A 20,424-nucleotide genomic window follows, 5' to 3' on the forward strand; every position below is an offset into this window, starting at 1 on the left:
GGCCGGCGTGACCGACGTCCTGCTGGTGACCTGCTCCGGCTACCCGGACGGGGAGCCCGGTCACGAGCTGCTCGACGCCGCGCTGGCCGAGCTGGGCGTGAGCAGCCGCTGGGCCGTGTGGGACGACCCGTCCGTCGACTGGGCCGGCGCCCGCCTCGTCGCGGTGCGGTCCACCTGGGACTACCAGGACCGGCGGCCGGAGTTCCTGACCTGGGCCGAGGGGATCGGACCGGCGCTGGTCAACGGTGCGGCCGCGTTCCGGTGGAACACCGACAAGAGCTACCTCGTCGACCTCGCCGAGCAGACCGACCTGCCCGTCGTCCCGAGCGTGCTCGCGGGCGACGAGGACGCCGTCCGGGCCGCGGCCGGGGGGTTCGGCACCGCCGTGGTGAAGCCCCGGGTCGGGGCGTCCGGGGTCGGCGTCGAGGTCGTCGTGGACGCTGCCGCCTGGCGCCCCGCCGTGCCCGGCAGCGGCGGCCCGTGGCTGGTCCAGCCCCTCGTCGACTCGGTGCACCGCGAGGGGGAGCAGTCGGTCTTCGTCCTCGACGGCCGGCCGGTGTCCCAGGCCAGGAAGGTGACCGGCGGCCACGACGTCCGGGTGCACGAACGCCACGGCGGCACCACGACCGCCGTCCCCCTCGAGGACGCGGCCGCCCGGCTCGCCGTGGACGCCGTCGCCGTGGCGTCCGGGCGCACGGGAGCCGACCTCCTCTACGCCCGCGTCGACCTGCTCCACCTCGACGGCCGCCCGGTCGTCAGCGAGGTCGAGGTCACCGAGCCCGGCCTCTACCTGAGGATCCTCCCGGCGAACGCGACCGCCCTCGCCGCCGCCCTCGCCGCGCGGCTCTGACCCGCCCCGCGGGGGTAGTCCCGGACGATCGGCCCCACTTCCTCGCCGGAAATGGGGCCGACCGTCCGGGACTACCCCGCCCCGGTGGTGCTGACCTCCGTCTCGCGGGAGCGGGTGGCGCCCCGGCAGGGGCACGGCGCGGCCGGCGCCGGGACCGACCGCCGCCCGGTGCTGGGTTGTCACTCTCGGGGGGCGAGTGCTAAACATGAGGCTGGCACTCTTACTATGAGAGTGACAACCGGAGCGGTGTCAGCTGAGGTCTTCAGCGCCGGCGAGCAGGGTTCGCCGGGTCGTGCGGAGGCCGTCCGTCGCGGGCAGCCCACCACCTCCGGACCCCCAACTCCACAGGCAAGGAACTCCAGGAGTTATGCCCAAGCTGATTGCTTTCAACGAGGAGGCCCGGCGCGGTCTCGAGCGTGGCATGAACACGCTCGCCGACGCCGTCAAGGTCACTCTCGGCCCCAAGGGCCGCAACGTCGTGCTCGAGAAGAAGTGGGGTGCCCCCACGATCACCAACGACGGCGTGAGCATCGCCAAGGAGATCGAGCTCGAGGACCCCTACGAGAAGATCGGCGCCGAGCTGGTCAAGGAGGTCGCGAAGAAGACCGACGACGTCGCCGGTGACGGCACGACGACGGCCACCGTGCTGGCCCAGGCGATGGTCCGCGAGGGCCTGCGCAACGTGGCCGCCGGCGCGAACCCGATGGGTCTCAAGCGTGGCATCGAGGCCGCCGTCGTGGCGGTCGCCGAGCAGCTGCAGGCCATGGCCAAGGAGGTCGAGACCCGCGAGCAGATCGCGGCCACGGCCACCATCTCCGCCGGTGGCGACACCACCGTCGGTGACGCCATCGCCGAGGCGATGGACAAGGTCGGCAAGGAGGGCGTGATCACGGTCGAGGAGTCGAACACCTTCGGCATCGACCTCGAGCTCACCGAGGGCATGCGCTTCGACAAGGGCTACATCTCGGCCTACTTCGTCACCGACCCCGAGCGCATGGAGACCGTGCTGGAGGACCCCTACGTCCTCATCGCGAACTCCAAGGTCAGCAACGTCAAGGACCTGCTGCCGCTGCTCGAGAAGGTCATGCAGTCCGGCAAGCCGCTGCTGATCATCGCCGAGGACGTCGACGGCGAGGCGCTGTCCACGCTGGTCGTGAACAAGATCCGTGGCACCTTCAAGTCGGTCGCCGTCAAGGCTCCCGGCTTCGGTGACCGCCGCAAGGCCATGCTGCAGGACATCGCCATCCTCACCGGTGGCCAGGTCATCTCCGAGGAGGTCGGCCTCAAGCTCGAGTCGGCCGGCGTCGAGCTGCTCGGCCAGGCCCGCAAGGTCGTCATCACCAAGGACGAGACCACCATCGTCGAGGGTGCCGGCGACCAGGGCCAGATCGAGGGCCGGGTCAACCAGATCCGCGCCGAGATCGAGAAGTCCGACTCCGACTACGACCGCGAGAAGCTGCAGGAGCGCCTGGCCAAGCTGGCCGGCGGCGTTGCGGTCATCAAGGTCGGCGCGGCCACCGAGGTCGAGCTCAAGGAGCGCAAGCACCGCATCGAGGACGCCGTTCGCAACGCGAAGGCGGCCGTCGAGGAGGGCATCGTCGCCGGCGGTGGCGTGGCGCTCGTCCAGGCCGCGGCCACGGCGTTCGACAAGCTCGACCTGGTCGGCGACGAGGCCACCGGCGCGAACATCGTCCGCGTCGCGACCTCGGCCCCGCTCAAGCAGATCGCCATCAACGCCGGCCTCGAGGGCGGCGTCGTGGCGGAGAAGGTCGCCAACCTCACCGCGGGCCACGGCCTCAACGCCGCGACCGGTGAGTACGTCGACATGATCGGCGAGGGCATCATCGACCCCGCCAAGGTGACGCGCTCCGCGCTGCAGAACGCCGCCTCCATCGCGGCGCTGTTCCTCACCACCGAGGCCGTCGTGGCCGACAAGCCGGAGAAGGCGGCGCCCATGGGCGGCGACCCGTCCGGCGGCATGGGCGGCATGGACTTCTGAGTCCCGCCGCTGCCTGACCCGCACCACCGTCGACCCGCCCCCCACAAGGGGCGGGTCGGCGTTCTTTTTCGGCGCGGGACCGGGTCAGCCGGTCGGCGCGGGCCGACGCCCGGGGACCGGAACGCCGGCGCCGCGGTCAGCGCCAGCGGAACGAGACGACCATCGGGTCGATCTGGCCGCGCCGGGCGGCCTGCGAGTCCGACCGGCTGTGCTGGAAGGTCACCCGGTAGAGGTACGTGCCGCGCTGCGCGAACCACGTCTCCTCGGTGAACGACAGGTTGTCCTTGGTCGAGAAGTACGACGCGCGGATGCGCACCGCCCGCTCGCCGTCGAGCCAGGCCCGCGGCATCAGGCCGCTGAACTTCAGCTCGATGGTGTCGTCGGCCTCGTCGAGGTTCTCCACCGCGGCCTCGGCCGCGATCTCGAGCAGCTCCGGCGACGTGATCGGGATGACCGGCTCGCTGCGCCGGATGAAGACCGAGGAGTAGTAGCCCGCGGTGTCGCTGTAGTCGCGCGCCCCGACGCCGTCCTGCACGATGCCCTTGTCGATCGTGCCCCACCCGGAGGGGGCCCGCAGGGACGCCGCCCCGAGCTCGATTTGCACGCCGGAGGAGGCGGGCACGTCGGGGTACGTCGGGGTCGGGGTCTTCTTCGGCTCGGGCGGCGGCTCCGGCGGGTCGACCGTCGTGGTCGGGGAGGCCGGCGTGGTCGGAGCGGTCGTGGTCGGCGAGGGGGCCGTCGGGACGCTCGAGGTGACCGACGTCGACCCCGTCGGGTCGGCCACCGGGTCACCGCCGCCGTCGTTGGCCATCACGGCCACGGCGACGCCGCCGACCACCGCGACGACGGCCGCCACCACGGCGGCCACGACGACGCCGGTCCGGCGCCTGCGGGGAGCCGGCGGGCCGCCGTAGGACGGTGGCGGCACCCACGGCGCACCCGGCGCCGACGACTGGCTGGGCCGGCCGGGCTGGCCGGGCTGGCCGGGGTGGCTCGGCGGGCCGGGGTGGCTCGGCTTCGCCAGGGCCGGAGGCGGTGCCGGCGGCCAGGACGGGGCCGCGGTTGGGAACGGGCGCAGCGGCGGGTGCGGCACCCGGGCGACCTGCGCGAGCTCGCGCAGGTCGGCGCGCATCGCGCCGGCGTCGGGGTAGCGGCGGCCCGGCTCCTTGGCGAGCGCCCGCTGCAGGACGTCGTTGACGGCTCTGGCGACGGGCGAGTCGTCGACCAGCCGCGGGACCGGCGCGTTGAGGTGGCTCATCCCGATCTCGACGTCGCTGCCGGCGTACGGCGCGGACCCGACGGCCATCGTCCAGAGGACGCAGCCGAGGGCGTAGATGTCGGCGGCGGCGGTCGCGGGCTCGCCGCGCAGCCGCTCCGGGGCCAGGTACGCGAAGGTGCCGGCGACCGCGCCGGTGACGGTGTTGCCGGGGGTGCGGTCCTGGGCGATGCCGAAGTCGCACAGGTAGGCGTAGGTCTCCGAGCCCGCGTCGCGGAGCAGCACGTTGCTGGGCTTGAGGTCGCGGTGGACGACGCCGGCCGCGTGCGAGTCGCGCAGCGCCCAGGCCATCTGCTCGGCGATCGTCGCGGCCTCGACGGCGGGCACCGGTCCGTAGCGGCGGATCGCGTCGCTCAGGTCGCCGCCGCCGACGTACTGGGTGGCGATGTAGAGGCAGCCGTCCTGCTCGCCGTGGTCGAAGATCGCGATGACGTGGGGGGAGTCGAGGCGGGCCAGCACGGTCGCCTCGCGCGCGAACCGGGCCCGGTAGTCGGGCTGCTCCGCGAACTCGGGGGAGAGGACCTTGAGGGCGACCGTGCGGCCCAGGCCGCGCTGCTCGGCGGCGAACACGACGCCCATGCCACCCCGGCCGAGCTGGCGGGTGATCCGGTATCCGCCGAACTCCTCGCCCACGGAGGGGAAGCGCGCCACGATGACTCCTACTCAAGGACGGGGGGACGTCCGGAAGGTATCCCGTCGCCGGAGGGTCGAAACCCGGGCGTGTGACACGGTGGCGGGGTGACTTCGGAGGGACGCCGCGAACGGCTCGAGGACGTCGCGGCCGAGATCGTCGAGCCGCTGCGGCGCTACCTCGCCCGCCGGACCGACGCCGCGACCGCCGACGACGTCCTCGCCGACACGCTGCTGGTGTGCTGGCGGCGGATCGACGAGGTGCCGGACGACGCCCTGCCCTGGGCCTACGGCGTCGCCCGCCGCTGCCTGGCCAACGCCGAGCGCGGGGCCCGACGCCAGCGTCGGGTGGCCGGCCGGATCGCCGTCGTCGACCCGCCGGCCGCCGCCACCGCGCCGTCCGGCCCGGCCGACGAGGCCGTCGGCGAGGCCCTGGCCGCGCTCCCGGCGTCCGACGCCGAGCTGCTGCGGCTGTGGGCCTGGGAGCAGCTCACGCCGTCGGAGATCGCGGTGGTGCTCGACGTGACGCCGAACGCCGCGAGCATCCGGCTGCACCGCGCCCGCGGCAGGCTGCGCGAGGAGCTGCGAAAGATCGGGGTCGGTGCCGGACATGAGGGGCCGACGGAGGGGAGGAAGCCGTGAACGAGCACCACGACCACGTCGGCCGGGACGACCGGGACGACGAACTGCGCGCCCTGCTCGCCGCGCACGACCCGGCCGCCTCCCTGCCACCGGCCGACCCGTCCCGGGTGGCCCGACTCCTGGAGGACACCATGACCGACGTGCACACCGACGAGTCACGCACCGACGGCACCCGCCACCGCAGCCGCCTGACCTGGCTGGTCGCCGCCGCGGCCGCCGTCCTCATCGGCGGCGGCATCCTCTACGCGACGGTGGGGGGCGACGACGAGACGCCCCCGGTCGCCGGCGAGCCGGCGTCGAGCGCGCCGACGTCCGAGGCCGCCCAGAGCGTCACCCGGCTGGGCGTCGACACCGCCGGCGCGAGCGGGCGCTGCCTGCCGCCCGAGGAGTCGCCGCAGGTCGTGGCCGCCCAGTCGCTCGCCTTCGACGGCACCGTCACCGCGATCAGCGGCGACAAGGTCACCCTCGAGCCGACCAGGTACTACACCGGCGAGGAGACCGACCTGGTCACCGTCACCGCGCCCAGTGACGACATGGCGGCCCTGCTGGCCGGCGTCACGTTCGAGGAGGGCGGCCGCTACCTCGTCTCGGCCACCGACGACCGGGTCACCCTGTGCGGCTTCACCGCCCCGTACACGGAGGGCCTGGCCGCCGTGTACGCCGAGGCCTTCCCGGGCTGAGCGGTGACCGCCGGACTGCTGCTCGCCGCCGGAGCCGGCTCCCGGATGGGCCGGCCCAAGGCCCTGGTGCGCGACGCCGACGGCACGTCGTGGCTGGTGCGGTCGCTCGGGGTGCTGCGCGACGGCGGCTGCCACCGCGTCACGGTGGTGCTCGGCGCGGCCGCCGCCGAGGCCGGCCGCCTGGTGCCCGCCGGCGTGCCCGTGGTGGTCGCCGAGGACTGGGCGACCGGCATGGCGGCGTCCCTGCGCGCCGGACTGGCCTCCCTCGGCGGTGACGCGGGCGACGCCGTCGTGGTCCACCTCGTCGACCTGCCCGACGTGACCGCCGACGTGGTCCGCCGCGTCGCGACCGGCGCCGGTCCGAGCACCCTCGCCCGGGCGGCCTACGGCGGCGTGCCGGGTCACCCCGTCGTGCTCGGCCGCGAGCACTGGGCCGGCGTCGCCGCGGTCGCCGCCGGGGACGCGGGCGCCAAGGCCTACCTCGCCGCCCACGACGTGACGCTCGTGGAGTGCGGCGACCTCGCCCGCGGCCTCGACGTCGACACCCCGCCCGCCGTCCCCGGGGGCTGAGCGCCCGTTCCCCGCCCGGGGCGTGCCCGCGCCCAACCTCCCGCCAACAGGGCGGTGACTAGCCTGGCGAGGTGATGCCGACGTCGACCGCGGAGACCGCCGAACGACTCGCGGCGACCGGGTACCTGTGCGACGACGACCTGGCCACGGTCGCCTACCTCGCGCTCGCGATGCAACGGCCGCTGCTCCTCGAGGGCGAGCCCGGCACGGGCAAGACCGCGCTGGCGGAGGCGCTGGCCGAGGCGCTCGACGTCCCGCTGGTGCGGCTGCAGTGCTACGAGGGCATCGACGTCACCCAGGCGCTCTACGACTGGGACTTCCCCCGGCAGGTGCTGCACCTGCGGGCGCTGGAGGCGGTCGGTCGCGGCGGTGCCGGCGCGGACGGCGGCGACGGCCTGGCCGAGGCCGAGAAGTCCCTGTACGACGAGCGGTTCCTGCTCGCCCGGCCGGTGCTGACGGCGCTGCGGAGCCCGGCGGTGCTGCTGGTCGACGAGGTCGACCGCGCCGACGACGAGTTCGAGGCGTTCCTGCTCGAGGTGCTCTCGACCTACCAGGTGAGCATCCCCGAGCTCGGGACGATCCGGGCGGTGACGCCACCGGTCGTCGTCCTCACCTCCAACCGCACCCGCGAGCTGCACGACGCCACCAAGCGGCGCTGCCTCTACCACTGGATCGACCACCCCGCCCTGGCCCGCGAGGTCGCGATCGTGCGGTCGCGGGCGCCGGAGGTGTCCGCGGTCCTGGCCCGGCAGGTCGTCGGCGTCGTCCAGCGGCTGCGCGACCGGGGTGACCTCGAGAAGCCGCCCGGTGTCGCCGAGACCCTCGACTGGGCCCGAGCGCTGCACCAGCTCGGCACGACCGAGCTCGACCTCGAGACCGCGTCGCGCACCCTCGGCGCGCTGGTGAAGTACCGCGAGGACGGCGAGCGGGTGAAGCAGGCCCTCGACCAGATGCTCCGGGCATGAGCACCGGCTCCGGGCCCGGGACCACCCACGAGGTCGACGAGGTGCTGCTCGCCTTCACCGGGGCGCTGCGCGCCGCCGGCGTCCCGGTCACCCACGACCGCGCCGCCGGCTTCCTCGCCGCTGCGGCGACCGTCGGGCTCGCGGACCGACGCGCGACCTACGTCGCGGGTCGGGCGACGCTGTGCTCCTCCCCCGACGACCTCCTGCGCTACGACCAGGTCTTCGAGGCGTTCTTCGACCACCGCGACGGACTCCCGCGCGAGCGGCCGGCGGCGCCGCGCGAGCAACCCGCGGTCGCCGACCTCGCGCTCGACGAGCAGGACGGCGACGGCGACGGCGAGGAGCGCGAGGACGTCGTCCGGGCGCTCGCCAGCGACCTCGAGACCCTGCGCCACCGCGACGTCGCCACGATGACGGCCGCCGAGAAGCACCGCCTGGCCGGGCTCTTCTCGACGCTGCGCCCCCGGCCGCCCCTGCGTCGCACCGTCCGGCAGGAGCCGTGGCGCCGCGGGCACGTCGACGCCGCCCGCACGATCCGGGCGAGCCTGCGCCTGCACGGGGAGCCGGCGCCGATCCAGTGGCGGCACCGCCGGGTGCGCCCGCGTCGCGTCGTCCTGCTCGTCGACGTCTCCGGGTCGATGAGCGGGTACGCCGACGCGCTGCTCCGCCTCGCCCACACCCTCACCCGGGCGCTCGCCGTCCGCGGGGGGCGGGTCGAGACGTTCACCGTCGGCACCCGGCTCACCCATCTCACCCGGGCGCTGCGCACCCGCGACGTCGAGCGCGCCCTGGTGGCCGCCGGCGAGGCGGTGCCCGACTGGTCCGGCGGCACCCGGCTGGGGGAGACGCTCAAGGTCTTCCTGGACCGCTGGGGGCGGCGCGGCACGGCCCGTGGCGCGGTCGTCGTCGTGTTCAGCGACGGCTGGGAGCGCGGCGACGCCGCTCTCCTCGGCGAGCAGGCGCGTCGCCTGCGCGCGGTGGCGCACCGGGTCGTGTGGGTCAACCCGCACCGCGGCAAGGTCGGCTACGAGCCGGTGCAGCAGGGCATCCTGGCCGTCCTGCCGCACGTCGACGAGCTGGTCGCCGGGCACACGTTGGCGACGTACGAGGAGCTGGTGGAGGTGGTGGCCCGTGCGTGACGTGCTCCCGGAGCTGATGCGGTGGTGGGAGGCCGGCGAGACCGTCGGCGTCGGCACCGTCGTGGCGACGTTCCGATCGGCCCCGCGGCCGCCCGGCGCCTCGATGCTGGTCGGTCCCGACGACTCCGCCGTCGGCTCGGTCAGCGGCGGCTGCGTCGAGGGCGCCGTGTACGACCTCGCGCAGGAGGTGATCGCCTCCGGCGAGCCCGTCCTGCACCGCTACGGCGTCTCCGACGACGACGCCTTCGCCGTCGGCCTGACCTGCGGCGGCATCCTCGACGTCTGGGTCGAGCAGGTCTCCCGCGACACCTTCCCCGAGCTCGCCGCCGTCGCCGCCGACGTCGAGGCCGGCCGTCCGGTCGCCCTCGCCACCGTCATCGAGCACCCCGACCCCGCCCGTCTCGGCACCCGCCTCGTCGTCCGCCCGGAGGCGGTGGTCCCGGAGGAGGTGGTCCCCCCGACGGCGCCGTCCCGCCTCTGGTCGGACCGCGCCACGGACGCCGTCACCGACGACGCGCTGGGGTTGCTGGCGCAGGGGGCGAACGCGACGCTCACCTACGGACCCGACGGCGAGCGCCGTGGCGAGGGGATGCGGGTGTTCGTGTGGGCGTTCGCGCCCAAGCCCCGACTGCTCGTGTTCGGGGCGATCGACTTCGCCGCCGCGGTCGCACGGGTCGGCGCCTTCCTCGGCTACGACGTCACGGTCTGCGACGCGCGCCCGGTGTTCGCCACCGCCAGCAGGTTCCCGGACGCCGACCGCGTCGTCGTCGACTGGCCGCACCGCTACCTCGCGGCCGAGCAGGCGGCCGGCGCCGTCGACGGCCGGACGGTGGTCACCGTGCTCACCCACGACCCGAAGTTCGACGTCCCGCTGCTCGAGGTGGCGCTGCGGCTGCCCGAGGTGGCCTACGTCGGCGCGATGGGCTCCCGGCGCACCCACGACGACCGGATGGCCCGGCTCCGCGAGGCCGGGCTGACCGACGACGAGCTCGCCGGGCTGTCCAGCCCGATCGGCCTCGACCTCGGCGCCCGGACCCCCGAGGAGACCGCGATCAGCATCGCCGCGGAGTTCATCGCCGGCCGGTGGGGCGGCAGCGGACTGCCGCTGGCGGAGCGGGACGGTCGCATCCACGGCTGACCCGTCCGCGGACGTCCGGAACGAACCGTGACCCCGGTCACACGGGGCGTTGTACCGTGCACGGCATGCAGTCGGAGCTGGACGCCCGCAAGCGAGAGTGCCACCACGCGTGGACGACGTTCGTCGAGCACGGCGACCAGGTGGCGCCGCTGGTGCGGCCCGAGATCCTCTCCAGCTGGGCGCGCTCCGGTGCCGCCATCGACAGCGAGCTGACGGCGGCGCCGCTGGCCGACGAGTCCGAGACCGCCGCGATCTGGCGCGACTCGCCGCTGCAGGTCGCGGTCGAGCGGGTCGAGGAGGAGCTGCGCCGCACCGCCCAGGACGGCGACCTCGTGCTCGCGGTCACCGACGCCGACACCCGCATCCTGTGGACCTACGGCGGCCGGGTGATGCGCCGCAAGGCCGAGGCGGTCAACTTCGTGCCCGGCGGGCGCTGGGACGACGAGTCGATCGGCACCAACGCCCTCGACCTGGCCAACCGCACCGACGCGCCGTCCATGGTCTTCAGCGCCGAGCACTACGCCTCGATCGTGCACAACTGGGTCTGCTGGGCCGCCCCGGTCCACGACCCCGTCAGCGGCCGGCAGCTCGGCGTCCTCGACCTCTCGACGACGTGGGACCGCACCCACCCGATCGGGCTGGCGACCGCGCGGGTGATGGCCCGGCTCATCGAGACCGCGCTACCGCACTCCAGCCACCACCCCTCGGCCCGCGCGCTCGACGACACCGGCGACCCGGGCCTCGTGCTCACCCTCCTCGGCACCGCGGAGGTGCGGCTCGACGGCCAGCGGCTGCTGCTCAACCGCCGGCAGACCGAGGTGCTCGCCCTGCTCGCGCTGCACCCCGGCGGGCTCAGCCTCGAGCAGCTCCACGCCCTCGTCTACGGCGACCAGGCGGTCACGTTCTCCACCCTCAAGGCCGAGGTGTCCCACCTGCGCGCCGCGCTCGGCGGCCAGCTCTCCTCCCGCCCCTACAAGCTGCTGATGCCGATCGACACCGACGTCGACCACGTGCTCGGCCTGTTGCGCCGCGGCCGGGTCGCCGCGGCCGTCGAGTGCTACGGCGGCGACCTCCTGCCCGGCACCAACTCGCCCGCGCTCGCCGAGCTGGGGGAGTACGTCGCCGTCGCGGTCCGGGAGGCGCTGCTGGCCGAGCCCGACCCGGACGCCGTGCTCACCTACGCCGAGCGGTCGCCGTACGACACCGCCGTGGTCGAGCACTGCCTCGCCGTCCTGGGGGAGCGCGCCCACCCGGCCAAGCCGCTGCTCAAGGCGCGGCTGGCCGCCGCCGACTGACGGACGGCCGACCGGGCGCCAGGGTCGATCGGTGCAGGGTCAGTCGGTGCAGGGGCCGACGTTCGCGACCGCCGACTCGGAGTAGAGCTGCACGCACACGACCGGCTCGCGGAGGTCGTCGGCGTCGGACCCGCGCGCCGGGCGGACCTCGTACCAGGTGCTCCCGTCGTCACCCTCCGGGTCTACCTCGTCGCTCACCTCGCCGACCTCCAGGTCGCGGCCCAGCAGGACCGAGGTCTCGGCGGCGATCCGGTCCGCCGTGATCCCCGGGCCGGAGGCGAGGTCGGCGCCGAGGTCGGTCGCCGCCTCCAGCTCCTCCTCGCTCAGTCGCACGTGGTCCAGCGTGAGGACCAGCAGGAACCCGCCCGCGACGAGCAGCACGGCCCAGTTCCGCAGGTTGAGCAGGGTGTGGCCCTCCGGAGCGGGCTCGGTGCGTCCGGGACGGACCCAGGCGGTGACGTTGCGGTGCCAGCGGCGAGACCCGACGAGGGCGATCCCGGCGAGCACGGCGACGACGACCCACGACGCGACGAGGAAGTAGCTCATGGGCCGACTGTCTCCGGCGGCCGGATCCGCAAACGTGGCCGGCGGCTCACCAACCCCCCGCCAACCCTCCCGGCCTAGCGTGACGTGGGTCACGCGCACCTGCGCGCAACGTCTTCGTTGCAAGGGAGAGACATGACCCGGATCAACCTCACCGTCGACGGCGCCAAGGTGGCCGACGACGTCGAACCGCGGATGCTGCTCGTGCAGTACCTGCGGGAGAAGCTCGGCAAGACCGGCACCGTCATCGGGTGCGACACCAGCAACTGCGGCGCGTGCACCGTGCACCTCGACGGCACCAGCGTGAAGTCGTGCAACGTGCTCGCCGTGCAGGCCGACGGGTCCGAGGTCACCACGATCGAGGGTCTCGCCGGGACGTACGACGGCGGTGACCTGCACCCGGTGCAGGAGGCCTTCCGGGAGTGTCACGGCCTCCAGTGCGGCTTCTGCACCCCGGGGATGATCATGCAGACGACGGCGCTGCTCGCCGAGAACCCGGACCCGTCCGAGGAGGAGATCCGGCTCGGCCTCGAGGGCAACCTCTGCCGCTGCACCGGCTACCACAACATCGTCAAGGCCGTGCAGCACGCCGCGGCCCAGGGCCAGACCGAGGGGGCGGGCTCGTGACCGCCGTCCAGGACGCCCCCGAGGCCCAGAAGGAGATCGGCCGCGACCGCCGGCGCAAGGAGGACCAGCGCCTCATCACCGGGCGCACCCGGTGGACCGACAACATCACCCTCCCCGGGATGCTGCACCTCGCGATGGTCCGCAGCCCCTTCGCGCACGCCAGGATCAACGGCATCGACACCGCCGAGGCGGCCGCGGCGACCAACGTCGTCGCCGTCCTCACCGGCGCCGACCTCGGCGAGACGCAGGGCGCGTGCATCAACGCCTGGCCCATCACCCCCGAGCAGGTCACGCCCCCGCACCTGCCGATGCCGAGCGACCGGGTCGCCTTCGCCGGCGAGATCGTCGCCGTCGTCGTCGCGCGGACCGCCGCCGAGGCGCGCGACGCCGCCGAGCTCGTCGACGTCGACTACGAGGAGCTGCCCGCGGTCGTCGGGCTCAAGAACGCCATCAAGGACGAGGTGCTCGCCCACCCCGACCTCGGCACCAACAAGTCGGCGTTCTGGCGCTTCGACTCCGAGGAGGCCGGCACCGGCGGCAACGTGGACGCGGCCATCGAGAAGGCCCGCGTCGACGGCGTCGTGATCGAGCGCGAGTACCGCCAGCAGCGGCTCATCCCGGCGTTCATGGAGCCGCGCTCGGTCGTCGTGGACCCCACCGGCGAGCAGGTCACCATCTGGTCGGCCACCCAGATCCCGCACATCCTCCGGTTCGCGCTGGCCGCGACGACCGGCGTCCCCGAGTCGAAGATCCGGGTCATCGCGCCCGACGTCGGCGGCGGGTTCGGCGGCAAGCTGCAGCAGACGCCGGAGGAGATGATCGCCTTCGCCGTCGGACGGCGGCTCGGCAAGCCGGTCAAGTACACCGAGACCCGGAGCGAGAGCCTCGTCAGCGGCCACCACGGCCGCGACCAGTGGCAGAAGCTGACCCTGTCGGCCGAGAAGGACGGCACCGTCACCGGCTTCAAGGTCGAGCTCCTCGCCGACCTCGGCGCCTACGTCGCCATCGTCGGCGGCGGCGTCCCGGTGCTCGGCGCGTTCATGTTCAACGCGATCTACAAGTTCCCCGCCTACCAGTTCAACTGCCAGACCGTGCTCACCAACACCACGTGGACCGACGCCTACCGCGGCGCCGGCCGGCCCGAGGCGACGTTCGGCGTCGAGCGGATGATGGACGAGCTCGCCGCCGAGGTCGGGGTCGACCCGATGGAGATCCGCAAGCAGAACTGGATCACCCACGAGGAGTTCCCCTTCACCACGGTCGCCGGTCTCGAGTACGACTCCGGCAACTACGAGGCCGCCACGGCGCGCGCCATGGAGATGTTCGGGTACGACGAGCTGCGGGCCGAGCAGAAGCGGCGCCGCGACGCGGGTGACACCGTCCAGCTGGGCCTGGGCATCTCGACGTTCACCGAGATGTGCGGCCTCGCGCCGAGCCGGGTGCTCGGCTCGCTCGACTACGGCGCGGGCGGATGGGAGCACGCCAGCGTGCGCATGCTGGCCACCGGCACCGTCGAGGTCGTCACCGGTGCGAGCTCGCACGGGCAGGGCCACGAGACGGCGTTCAGCCAGATCGTCGCCGACCGGCTCGGCGTCCCGTTCGAGAACGTCGAGGTGCTGCACGGCGACACCCAGATCGCGCACAAGGGCCTCGACACCTACGGCTCGCGCTCCCTCGTCGTCGGCGGTGAGGCGCTGGTCCGCGCGGCCGACAAGGTGATCGAGAAGGCACGGCCGTTCGCGGCCCACATCCTGGAGGCCAGCGAGGACGACCTGAAGTTCCACGAGGGCCGGTTCCAGGTCGTCGGCACCGACCAGGGCATCGGCCTGACCGAGGTCGCGACGGCGGCGTTCGCCGCGCACAACCTGCCCGACGGGGCCGAGCCGTCGATCGACGCCGAGGCGACCTTCGACCCGGTGAACTTCAACTACCCGCACGGCACCCACCTGTGCGCGATGGAGGTCGACACCGAGACCGGCGCGGTCAAGATGCGCAAGTACGTCTGCTGCGACGACATCGGCAACATCGTCAACCCGCTGATCGTGGCCGGGCAGATGCACGGCGGCCTGGTGCAGGGCATCGCGCAGGCGCTGTGGGAGGAGGCGGTGCACGACGACGCCGGCACGCTGGTGTCCGGGTCGTTCGTCGACTACCTCCTGCCGACGGCGGCCGACACGCTCAGCTTCGAGATCGACCACACCACGACGCCGGCGACGACCAACTCGCTCGGCACCAAGGGCGTGGGCGAGGCCGGCACGATCGCCTCGACGCCGGCCGTGGTGAACGCCGTCGTCGACGCGGTGCGCCACCTCGGCGTCACCGACGTCCAGATGCCGTGCACCCCCGAGCGGGTCTGGACGGCGATCAACGCACCCGGCCGCGGCCACGACGGTGGACCCGCGACGCAGGAGGCGGCGATGCCGCACTTCGACCCCGATGCCGAACCCGGCCCGAGCAGCACGGAAGGAGCGGGCGCATGATCCCCGCCCAGTTCGACTACCTGGCGCCGACGACCGTCGAGGACGCGCTGGCGGCCCTCGCCGAGCACGGCGACGACGCCAAGATCATCGCCGGCGGTCAGAGCCTGCTGCCGGTGCTGCGGATGCGTCTCAACGCCCCCGAGGTCGTCATCGACCTCGGCAAGATCGCCTCCCTGCGCGGCGTCCGCGACGACGGCGACGCGATCGTCATCGGCGCGATGACGCCGCACGCGGTGGTCGGCTCCGACCCCCTCGTCGCCGAGCACGCGGCGCTGATCACCAAGGCGGTCGAGCACCTCGCCGACGCCCAGATCCGGCACCGTGGCACCTTCGGCGGCGCGCTCGCGCACGCCGACCCGGCCGGTGACCTGGGCGCTCCCACGCTCGCCCTCGGCGCCGAGTTCGTGATCGCGGGACTGGGTGGCAGCCGCACGGTCCCGGCCGCGGAGTTCTTCGTCGACCTCTTCGAGACCGCGATCGGCGAGGACGAGATCCTCACCGAGGTCCGGGTGCCGAAGCACACCGGGTGGGGCGCGCACTACGAGAAGTTCGTGCGGGTGGCGCACCAGTGGCCGATCGTGGCGGTGGCCGCGACCGTCCGGGTCGACGGCGCCACCATCGCCGAGGCGCGGATCGGGCTCACCAACATGGGCAACACGCCGCTGCGCGCCCGGACGGTCGAGGACGCGCTCGCCGGACAGCCCGCCACCGACGCCGCCGTCCGCGCGGCGGCCGCGCACGCGGCCGACGGCGCCAACCCGCCGTCCGACCTCAACGGCGCCGCCGACTACCGGCGGCACCTGTCGACGGTCCTGACCCGGCGCGCGGTGCTCGCCGCGGCCGGGGGGTGAGGGGACGCCGATGGACCTCACCCACCGGTTCACCGTCCCGATCGGCGTCGAGGAGACGTGGGCGGCCTTCCAGGACATCGCGGCCCTCGCCGAGTGCTTCCCGGGCGCCCAGGTCACCTCGGCCGACGGCGACACCTTCGCCGGCTCGGTGAAGGTCAAGCTCGGCCCGATCGCGCTGGTCTACAACGGGTCGGGCACCTTCGTCGAGAAGGACGACGCCGCGCACCGGTTCCTGGTCGACGCCAAGGGCAAGGACAAGCGCGGCAACGGCACCGCCGGGGCGAAGGTGACGCTGTCGATGGTCGGGAGCGCCGGCGCGAGCGGCCCGTCCACCGACGTCGAGGTGGTCACCGACCTCGCGATCACCGGCAAGCCGGCGCAGTTCGGGCGGGGCGTGATGCAGGACGTCTCCGACAAGCTCCTCGGCCAGTTCGTGGCCTGCCTCGAGCAGCGCCTCACGGCCCAGCCCGAGCCCGCCGCCGCGCCCGACCTCCCACCGGAGCCCGAGCCCGCGCCGGAGCCCGCGTCGGAGCCGGCGTCGGAGCTCGGCGCGGCGCCGGCGACGTTCGCGCCCGACCTCGAGCCCACCCCGATCGCGGACGCCGCCGCGGCCGCCCCCCAGCCCGCCGCAGCACCGGCCCCCACCCCGCGGGCGGTGCCGCCACCGCGCGCCGTCCCGAACCGGGCGCCGGACGACGACGCGCTCGACCTCGGCGCCGCCGTGCTGCCGGTGCTTGCCAAGAGCTACTGGAAGCAGGGTCTCGCCGGGCTGGTTGCTGTGCTGGTGGTGTGGCGGCTGCTGCGCCGCTGACGACTCGGTGGGTCAGCCGGCGAGGACGTACCCGTGGAGCTGGCAGTTGTTGGTCTCGTCGGCGACCAGCCGTCCGGACACCACGGTGCCGTCGTTGCCGACGTAGTCGAAGAGGACGAGGTTGAGGTTGGCGTTCGCCGTCGCGGCCGGGATCAGCTCGAAGGTGTCCGCCGGGTCGAAGCCGCCGTCCTCGATGTCGCCCTCGACCGGCTCAGCCGGGTCCGGGTCGCTGTCGCCGAGCACGAACGTCGAGATGGAGCCGCCGGATCGGGTCGTGCGGGCCACCAGCGCGGTGTCGTAGACGCTCGAGCAGCTCGCCGTGAGCGTGAGGCCACCCTGGCTGTAGATGACCCGGGCGCCCGTGGACGGGGGCACCTTGTAGCGGATCTTGGTGACCGTCTGACCATTGACCTTGGCCGCGTTCGGGACGACCCCGAGGGTGCCCTCGCGGACGTCCTGGCCGGTGAGCGTGTCCTTCTTGACCTTGGCGCCGGTCACCGCGTTGGCCTTGATGTCCTTGGTGCCGATCTTGGCGGCGGCGTAGCTGGTGCCCCCGAGGGCGACGACGAGAGCGAGGGTGGAGGTGGCGGCGGCGTAGCGGCCGGCGGTGACGGGCATGTGTCGTCCTAGGGCAGGGAGCGGGAGATTCCGGAGATGTCGGACATTCGATCCCGCACCCGCCGGCGGCGCCATGGCCCGGACGGGTCTTGACGGATGCTCAGCGGGCGTCGCCGATCCGGATCGGCCCGGACGCCGTCAGCGGGTCGACCGCCTCGCCGCGCTGGGTGACCACGACCTGCCCGGCGGCGAGCAGCCGGGCCGCGGCCCGGCGGGCGGCGTCCATCAGGGCGCGCCAGTCGTCGCGGCCGAGGTCGGCGGCCACGGCCCGTGCCGCCTCGGACGGGCAGATGGTCTTGCCGACGTCGCGCGCGTCGAGCAGCGCGAGGATCGAGGCCTCCAGGGCACGGTCGGTGCGGTCCACGCCTCCCATGGTGCCCGTAGCGTCGGAGCATGCGCCGCACCCTTCCGATGCTGCTGGTCCTGGCCCTCGTCGCCACCGGGTGCTCGGGGGAGGACGACGAGCCCGACGCGAGCGGGACGCCGTCCTCGTCCTCGTCCTCGTCCGAGCCGTCGCCGAGCGAGCCGGCGGAGCCGAGTGAGCCGGCCGAGCCGAGTGAGCCGGCCGAGCCGAGCGAGCCGGCCGAGCCCGCCGAGGACCCGCTGCCCCCGGTCACGAACGACCTCTCGCTGCCCGCGCTGATGCGTGAGCCGCTGACCGGCCGCGGCCTGCGGGTCACCCGCACCGTCACCGAGCAGCCCGGCTACACGCAGCAGGAGATCACCTACCGCAGCGACGACCTGACGATCTCCGGTGAGCTCTTCCGACCGGACGGTCGCGGCCCGTTCCCGGCGATCGTGCTCAACCACGGCTACATCGACCCCGCCTACTACGAGACCGGCCAGGGTCTCGCCCGCGAGCAGCTGTGGCTGGTCCAGGCCGGGTACGTCGTCCTGCACACCGACTACCGCGGCCACGCGACGTCCGACGACGTCTCCCAGGTCGACCTCGAGTCCCGGCTCGGCTACGCACGCGACGCCGCGAACGCCGTCCGGGCGCTGCGCCAGCAGCCGTACGTCGACGGCGACCGGGTCGGCATGCTCGGCCGGTCGATGGGCGGCGGGGTCACCCAGAACGTCCTGGTCGCCTACCCGGGGCTCGTGGACGCTGCGGTGATCTATGCGTCGGTGAGCTCCGACTTCGTCGAGAACGTCCGTCAGTTCACCGAGCCCAACCGGCCCGACGCGGCGCAGGGGTACTACGACCGGTTCGGGACGCCCCGCAGCGCGCCGGAGTTCTACGCCGGCCTCTCGCCGCGCACCTACTTCGACCGGATCACCGAGCCGGTGCTGTCGCTGCACGGCGCGGTCGACGCGACGTGCCCGCCCCGGTGGGCCCGCGACACGCAGCGCCTGATGACCCGCGCCGGCGTCGACGCCACCCTCGAGCTGTACGACGGTGAGGACCACACGTTCTACAGCCGGTGGGAGGACTCCATCCGGCGCAGCGACCGGTTCTTCGAGCGTCACCTGTGATGGGGCTGGGTAGGGTCCGAGCATGAGCGGCGTGACCGACCCCCGCGGTGCCTACCGTGCAGACCTGGCGAGCGACAACATCACCTGGTTCACCACGCAGGCGCCGCCCGACGCCCTCGTCGACCACGTCCTCGGACTGCTCGACCTTCAGCGCACCGACCTGCGCCCGACGCCCCACGGCGGTGGCGTCGCGACGTCCGACGGGTCGCTGCGGCTGACCGCCGTCGCGGGCCCGCACGGGGCCGCCTGCTCCGTCTGGAGCGACGCGCCCGCCGGCGCCTCCCGGGTCACCGAGGCGCTCAACCGGGAGTCGCACGCGATGATGGCGGCCTTCAACCGCGGCGAGCAGGCGACGAACGCCGTCCACGCGCGCTGGGCGCCGCTCGTCGGGGGAGCGGTCCGCCCCGACTTCGAGGGTTCGCCGGTGCTCGGCGTGGTCGAGGGCGCGGACGTCGTCCCGATCCTCGCCCCGCCCGCGTCCCCTGCGTCCGCCGCGGGCGCGGGCCGGGTGGTGAGCCTGCGCAAGGGCGGGAACGTGTCGTTGACCAAGGAGGTCGCCGAGCTCTCGACGATCAGCGTCGGCCTCGGCTGGGACGTCGCCGACGGCTCCGGGCCGGGCTACGACCTCGACGCCTCCGCGATCATGTGCGGCGCCTCGGGCCGGGTGCTGTCGGACCAGCACTTCGTGTTCTTCAACAACCTCGCCTCGCCCGACGGCACCGTGCGGCACGCCGGCGACAACCTCACCGGCGAGGGCGACGGCGACGACGAGGTCATCGACATCGACCTCGCCCGGATGGCGGCCGAGGTCGACCGGATCGTCTTCCCGGTCTCGATCTACGACGCCGACGCCCGCCGGCAGAGCTTCGGCCAGGTCCACAACGCCTTCATCCGGCTGGTCGACGCCGCCGACCACCGCGAGATCGCCCGCTACGACCTCTCCGAGGACGCCTCGATCGAGACCGCGATGATCTTCGGCGAGGTCTACCGCCGCGACGGCGAGTGGAAGTTCCGCGCCGTCGGCCAGGGCTACGCCTCCGGCCTGCACGGCATCGCCCTCGAGTTCGGCGTCGACGTCTAGCGCTCGATCGCGACCGGTCTCGGGTGGTGTGGTCTCGACTCGGCTCGCTGGCGCTCGCCGGCTCGACCAGCGGGGTCCGGTGGTCGAGCCGTGGGGACGAAGTCACCGCGAGTCGAGACCTCGCGGGTGGTGTGGTCTCGACTCGGCTCGCTGGCGCTCGCCGGCTCGACCAGCGGGGGTTGCCGGTGGTCGAGCCGTGGGGACGGAGTCACCGCGAGTCGAGACCTCGGTGGGGTGGTGTGGTCTCGACTCGGCTCGCTGACGCTCGCCGGCTCGACCAGCGGGGGTTGCCGGTGGTCGAGCCGTGGGGACGGAGTCACCGCGAGTCGAGACCTGGTGACGGGTGGGGGTGGTCTCGACTCGGCTCGCTGGCGCTCGCCGGCTCGACCAGCGGGGGTGCCGGTGCTCGAGCCGTGGGGACGGGGTCACCGCGAGTCGAGACCGGTCTCGGGTGGTGTGGTCTCGACTCGGCTCGCTGGCGCTCGCCGGTTCGACCAGCGGGGGGTCCGGTGGTCGAGCCGTGGGGACGGAGTCACCGCGAGTCGAGACCGGTCTCGGGTGGTGTGGTCTCGACTCGGCTCGCTGGCGCTCGCGGTTCGACCAGCGGGGGTGTCCGGTCCGGTGGTCGAGCCGTGGGGACGGAGTCACCGCGGGTCGAGACCTCGCGGGTGGGGGTGGTCTCGACTCGGCTCGCTGGCGCTCGCCGGTTCGACCAGCGGGGGTTGCCGGTGGTCGAGCCGTGGGGACGGTGTC

The 20,424-nt window shown here is 73.8% G+C and carries 19 protein-coding genes; 15 read left to right on the forward strand and 4 right to left on the reverse strand.

The features are described from left to right. Positions 1 to 7: 7 nt before the first annotated feature. Together E4623_RS12665 and groL are read left to right on the forward strand one after the other, a co-directional pair. Complete coding sequence (locus E4623_RS12665; RefSeq protein ID WP_167736601.1) at positions 8 to 850, forward strand: hypothetical protein; 843 nt, start codon at positions 8 to 10, stop codon at positions 848 to 850. A 367-nt stretch (positions 851 to 1,217) separates the two neighbouring features. Then, positions 1,218 to 2,849, forward strand: coding sequence for a chaperonin GroEL (groL, locus tag E4623_RS12670; protein ID WP_134766875.1), 1,632 nt, complete (start codon positions 1,218 to 1,220; stop codon positions 2,847 to 2,849). Between the two features lie 136 nt (positions 2,850 to 2,985). Here groL and E4623_RS12675 read toward each other — a convergent pair whose 3' ends face one another. Then, the gene (locus E4623_RS12675; RefSeq protein ID WP_134766876.1) at positions 2,986 to 4,776 is read right to left on the reverse strand and encodes a serine/threonine-protein kinase; all 1,791 of its coding nucleotides are present in this window, start codon (positions 4,774 to 4,776) and stop codon (positions 2,986 to 2,988) included. 87 nt (positions 4,777 to 4,863) lie between these two features. Here E4623_RS12675 and E4623_RS12680 point away from each other — a divergent pair, with 87 nt between their 5' ends. The 7 genes from E4623_RS12680 (at position 4,864) to E4623_RS12710 (ending at position 11,184) form a co-directional block, all read left to right on the forward strand. After that, entirely contained in the window at positions 4,864 to 5,397 is a 534-nt protein-coding gene (locus tag E4623_RS12680; RefSeq protein WP_134766877.1) for a sigma-70 family RNA polymerase sigma factor, read from the forward strand. After that, a complete protein-coding gene (locus E4623_RS12685; RefSeq protein WP_134766878.1) occupies positions 5,394 to 6,077 on the forward strand; it encodes a hypothetical protein in 684 nt (227 codons plus the stop codon). The genes E4623_RS12680 and E4623_RS12685 overlap by 4 nt, the downstream gene beginning before the upstream one ends. Positions 6,078 to 6,080: 3 nt before the next feature. Next, on the forward strand, positions 6,081 to 6,647 hold the full coding sequence (locus E4623_RS12690; RefSeq protein WP_134766879.1) for an NTP transferase domain-containing protein: 567 nt from the start codon (positions 6,081 to 6,083) through the stop codon (positions 6,645 to 6,647). A gap of 74 nt (positions 6,648 to 6,721) precedes the next feature. Further along, positions 6,722 to 7,612 carry a MoxR family ATPase gene (locus E4623_RS12695; protein WP_134766880.1) on the forward strand — a complete coding sequence of 297 codons (891 nt, stop codon included), beginning with the start codon at positions 6,722 to 6,724 and terminating at the stop codon, positions 7,610 to 7,612. Next, positions 7,609 to 8,751 (forward strand): VWA domain-containing protein, encoded by a 1,143-nt coding sequence (locus E4623_RS12700; RefSeq protein ID WP_134766881.1) that lies wholly within the window; start codon positions 7,609 to 7,611, stop codon positions 8,749 to 8,751. Before E4623_RS12695 ends, E4623_RS12700 begins: the two co-directional genes overlap by 4 nt. Next, on the forward strand, positions 8,744 to 9,889 hold the full coding sequence (locus E4623_RS12705; protein ID WP_134766882.1) for an XdhC/CoxI family protein: 1,146 nt from the start codon (positions 8,744 to 8,746) through the stop codon (positions 9,887 to 9,889). Before E4623_RS12700 ends, E4623_RS12705 begins: the two co-directional genes overlap by 8 nt. A gap of 65 nt (positions 9,890 to 9,954) precedes the next feature. After that, a complete protein-coding gene (locus tag E4623_RS12710; protein WP_134766883.1) occupies positions 9,955 to 11,184 on the forward strand; it encodes a transcriptional regulator in 1,230 nt (409 codons plus the stop codon). Positions 11,185 to 11,223: 39 nt separating this feature from the next. On the opposite strand, the gene E4623_RS12715 is transcribed toward E4623_RS12710, so the two are convergent. Further along, positions 11,224 to 11,730: a hypothetical protein gene (locus tag E4623_RS12715; RefSeq protein WP_134766884.1), complete on the reverse strand. Its 507-nt coding sequence runs from the start codon at positions 11,728 to 11,730 to the stop codon at positions 11,224 to 11,226. 132 nt (positions 11,731 to 11,862) lie between these two features. Between E4623_RS12715 and E4623_RS12720 the strand changes: the two genes are divergently transcribed. The 4 genes from E4623_RS12720 to E4623_RS12735 are packed head-to-tail and all read left to right on the forward strand — an operon-like array spanning position 11,863 to position 16,496. Continuing rightward, on the forward strand, positions 11,863 to 12,354 hold the full coding sequence (locus E4623_RS12720; protein WP_134766885.1) for a (2Fe-2S)-binding protein: 492 nt from the start codon (positions 11,863 to 11,865) through the stop codon (positions 12,352 to 12,354). Next, a complete protein-coding gene (locus E4623_RS12725) occupies positions 12,351 to 14,834 on the forward strand; it encodes a xanthine dehydrogenase family protein molybdopterin-binding subunit (protein WP_134766886.1) in 2,484 nt (827 codons plus the stop codon). The genes E4623_RS12720 and E4623_RS12725 overlap by 4 nt, the downstream gene beginning before the upstream one ends. Beyond that, a complete protein-coding gene (locus E4623_RS12730; protein ID WP_134766887.1) occupies positions 14,831 to 15,685 on the forward strand; it encodes a xanthine dehydrogenase family protein subunit M in 855 nt (284 codons plus the stop codon). The genes E4623_RS12725 and E4623_RS12730 overlap by 4 nt, the downstream gene beginning before the upstream one ends. Positions 15,686 to 15,695: 10 nt before the next feature. Continuing rightward, positions 15,696 to 16,496 carry an SRPBCC family protein gene (locus tag E4623_RS12735; RefSeq protein WP_134766888.1) on the forward strand — a complete coding sequence of 267 codons (801 nt, stop codon included), beginning with the start codon at positions 15,696 to 15,698 and terminating at the stop codon, positions 16,494 to 16,496. A gap of 12 nt (positions 16,497 to 16,508) precedes the next feature. Here the strand turns inward: E4623_RS12735 and E4623_RS12740 are convergent, their stop codons facing one another. Together E4623_RS12740 and E4623_RS12745 are read right to left on the reverse strand one after the other, a co-directional pair. Beyond that, entirely contained in the window at positions 16,509 to 17,114 is a 606-nt protein-coding gene (locus E4623_RS12740) for a hypothetical protein (RefSeq protein WP_134766889.1), read from the reverse strand. Positions 17,115 to 17,214: 100 nt separating this feature from the next. Beyond that, positions 17,215 to 17,478, reverse strand: coding sequence for a DUF3253 domain-containing protein (locus E4623_RS12745; protein WP_245155055.1), 264 nt, complete (start codon positions 17,476 to 17,478; stop codon positions 17,215 to 17,217). A gap of 29 nt (positions 17,479 to 17,507) precedes the next feature. Here E4623_RS12745 and E4623_RS12750 point away from each other — a divergent pair, with 29 nt between their 5' ends. Both E4623_RS12750 and E4623_RS23350 read left to right on the forward strand, forming a co-directional pair. Beyond that, positions 17,508 to 18,590 (forward strand): alpha/beta fold hydrolase, encoded by a 1,083-nt coding sequence (locus E4623_RS12750; protein WP_134766891.1) that lies wholly within the window; start codon positions 17,508 to 17,510, stop codon positions 18,588 to 18,590. A 22-nt stretch (positions 18,591 to 18,612) separates the two neighbouring features. Continuing rightward, the gene (locus E4623_RS23350) at positions 18,613 to 19,671 is read left to right on the forward strand and encodes a TerD family protein (RefSeq protein ID WP_280633657.1); all 1,059 of its coding nucleotides are present in this window, start codon (positions 18,613 to 18,615) and stop codon (positions 19,669 to 19,671) included. Positions 19,672 to 20,424 lie beyond the last annotated feature (753 nt).

Origin of the sequence: Nocardioides sp. 1609, from assembly GCF_004522105.1 — a bacterium.
Lineage (GTDB): Bacteria > Actinomycetota > Actinomycetes > Propionibacteriales > Nocardioidaceae > Nocardioides.

What these genes read in the sequence shown, in the direction of transcription:
- groL (WP_134766875.1), top strand. Translation starts at nt 1,218, where the DNA reads ATGCCCAAGCTGATTGCTTTCAACGAGGAGGCCCGGCGCGGTCTCGAG.
- E4623_RS12710 (WP_134766883.1), top strand. Translation starts at nt 9,955, where the DNA reads ATGCAGTCGGAGCTGGACGCCCGCAAGCGAGAGTGCCACCACGCGTGG.
- E4623_RS12750 (WP_134766891.1), top strand. Translation starts at nt 17,508, where the DNA reads ATGCGCCGCACCCTTCCGATGCTGCTGGTCCTGGCCCTCGTCGCCACC.
- E4623_RS12720 (WP_134766885.1), top strand. Translation starts at nt 11,863, where the DNA reads ATGACCCGGATCAACCTCACCGTCGACGGCGCCAAGGTGGCCGACGAC.
- E4623_RS12715 (WP_134766884.1), bottom strand. Translation starts at nt 11,730, where the DNA reads ATGAGCTACTTCCTCGTCGCGTCGTGGGTCGTCGTCGCCGTGCTCGCC.
- E4623_RS23350 (WP_280633657.1), top strand. Translation starts at nt 18,613, where the DNA reads ATGAGCGGCGTGACCGACCCCCGCGGTGCCTACCGTGCAGACCTGGCG.
- E4623_RS12735 (WP_134766888.1), top strand. Translation starts at nt 15,696, where the DNA reads ATGGACCTCACCCACCGGTTCACCGTCCCGATCGGCGTCGAGGAGACG.
- E4623_RS12730 (WP_134766887.1), top strand. Translation starts at nt 14,831, where the DNA reads ATGATCCCCGCCCAGTTCGACTACCTGGCGCCGACGACCGTCGAGGAC.
- E4623_RS12695 (WP_134766880.1), top strand. Translation starts at nt 6,722, where the DNA reads ATGCCGACGTCGACCGCGGAGACCGCCGAACGACTCGCGGCGACCGGG.
- E4623_RS12740 (WP_134766889.1), bottom strand. Translation starts at nt 17,114, where the DNA reads ATGCCCGTCACCGCCGGCCGCTACGCCGCCGCCACCTCCACCCTCGCT.
- E4623_RS12700 (WP_134766881.1), top strand. Translation starts at nt 7,609, where the DNA reads ATGAGCACCGGCTCCGGGCCCGGGACCACCCACGAGGTCGACGAGGTG.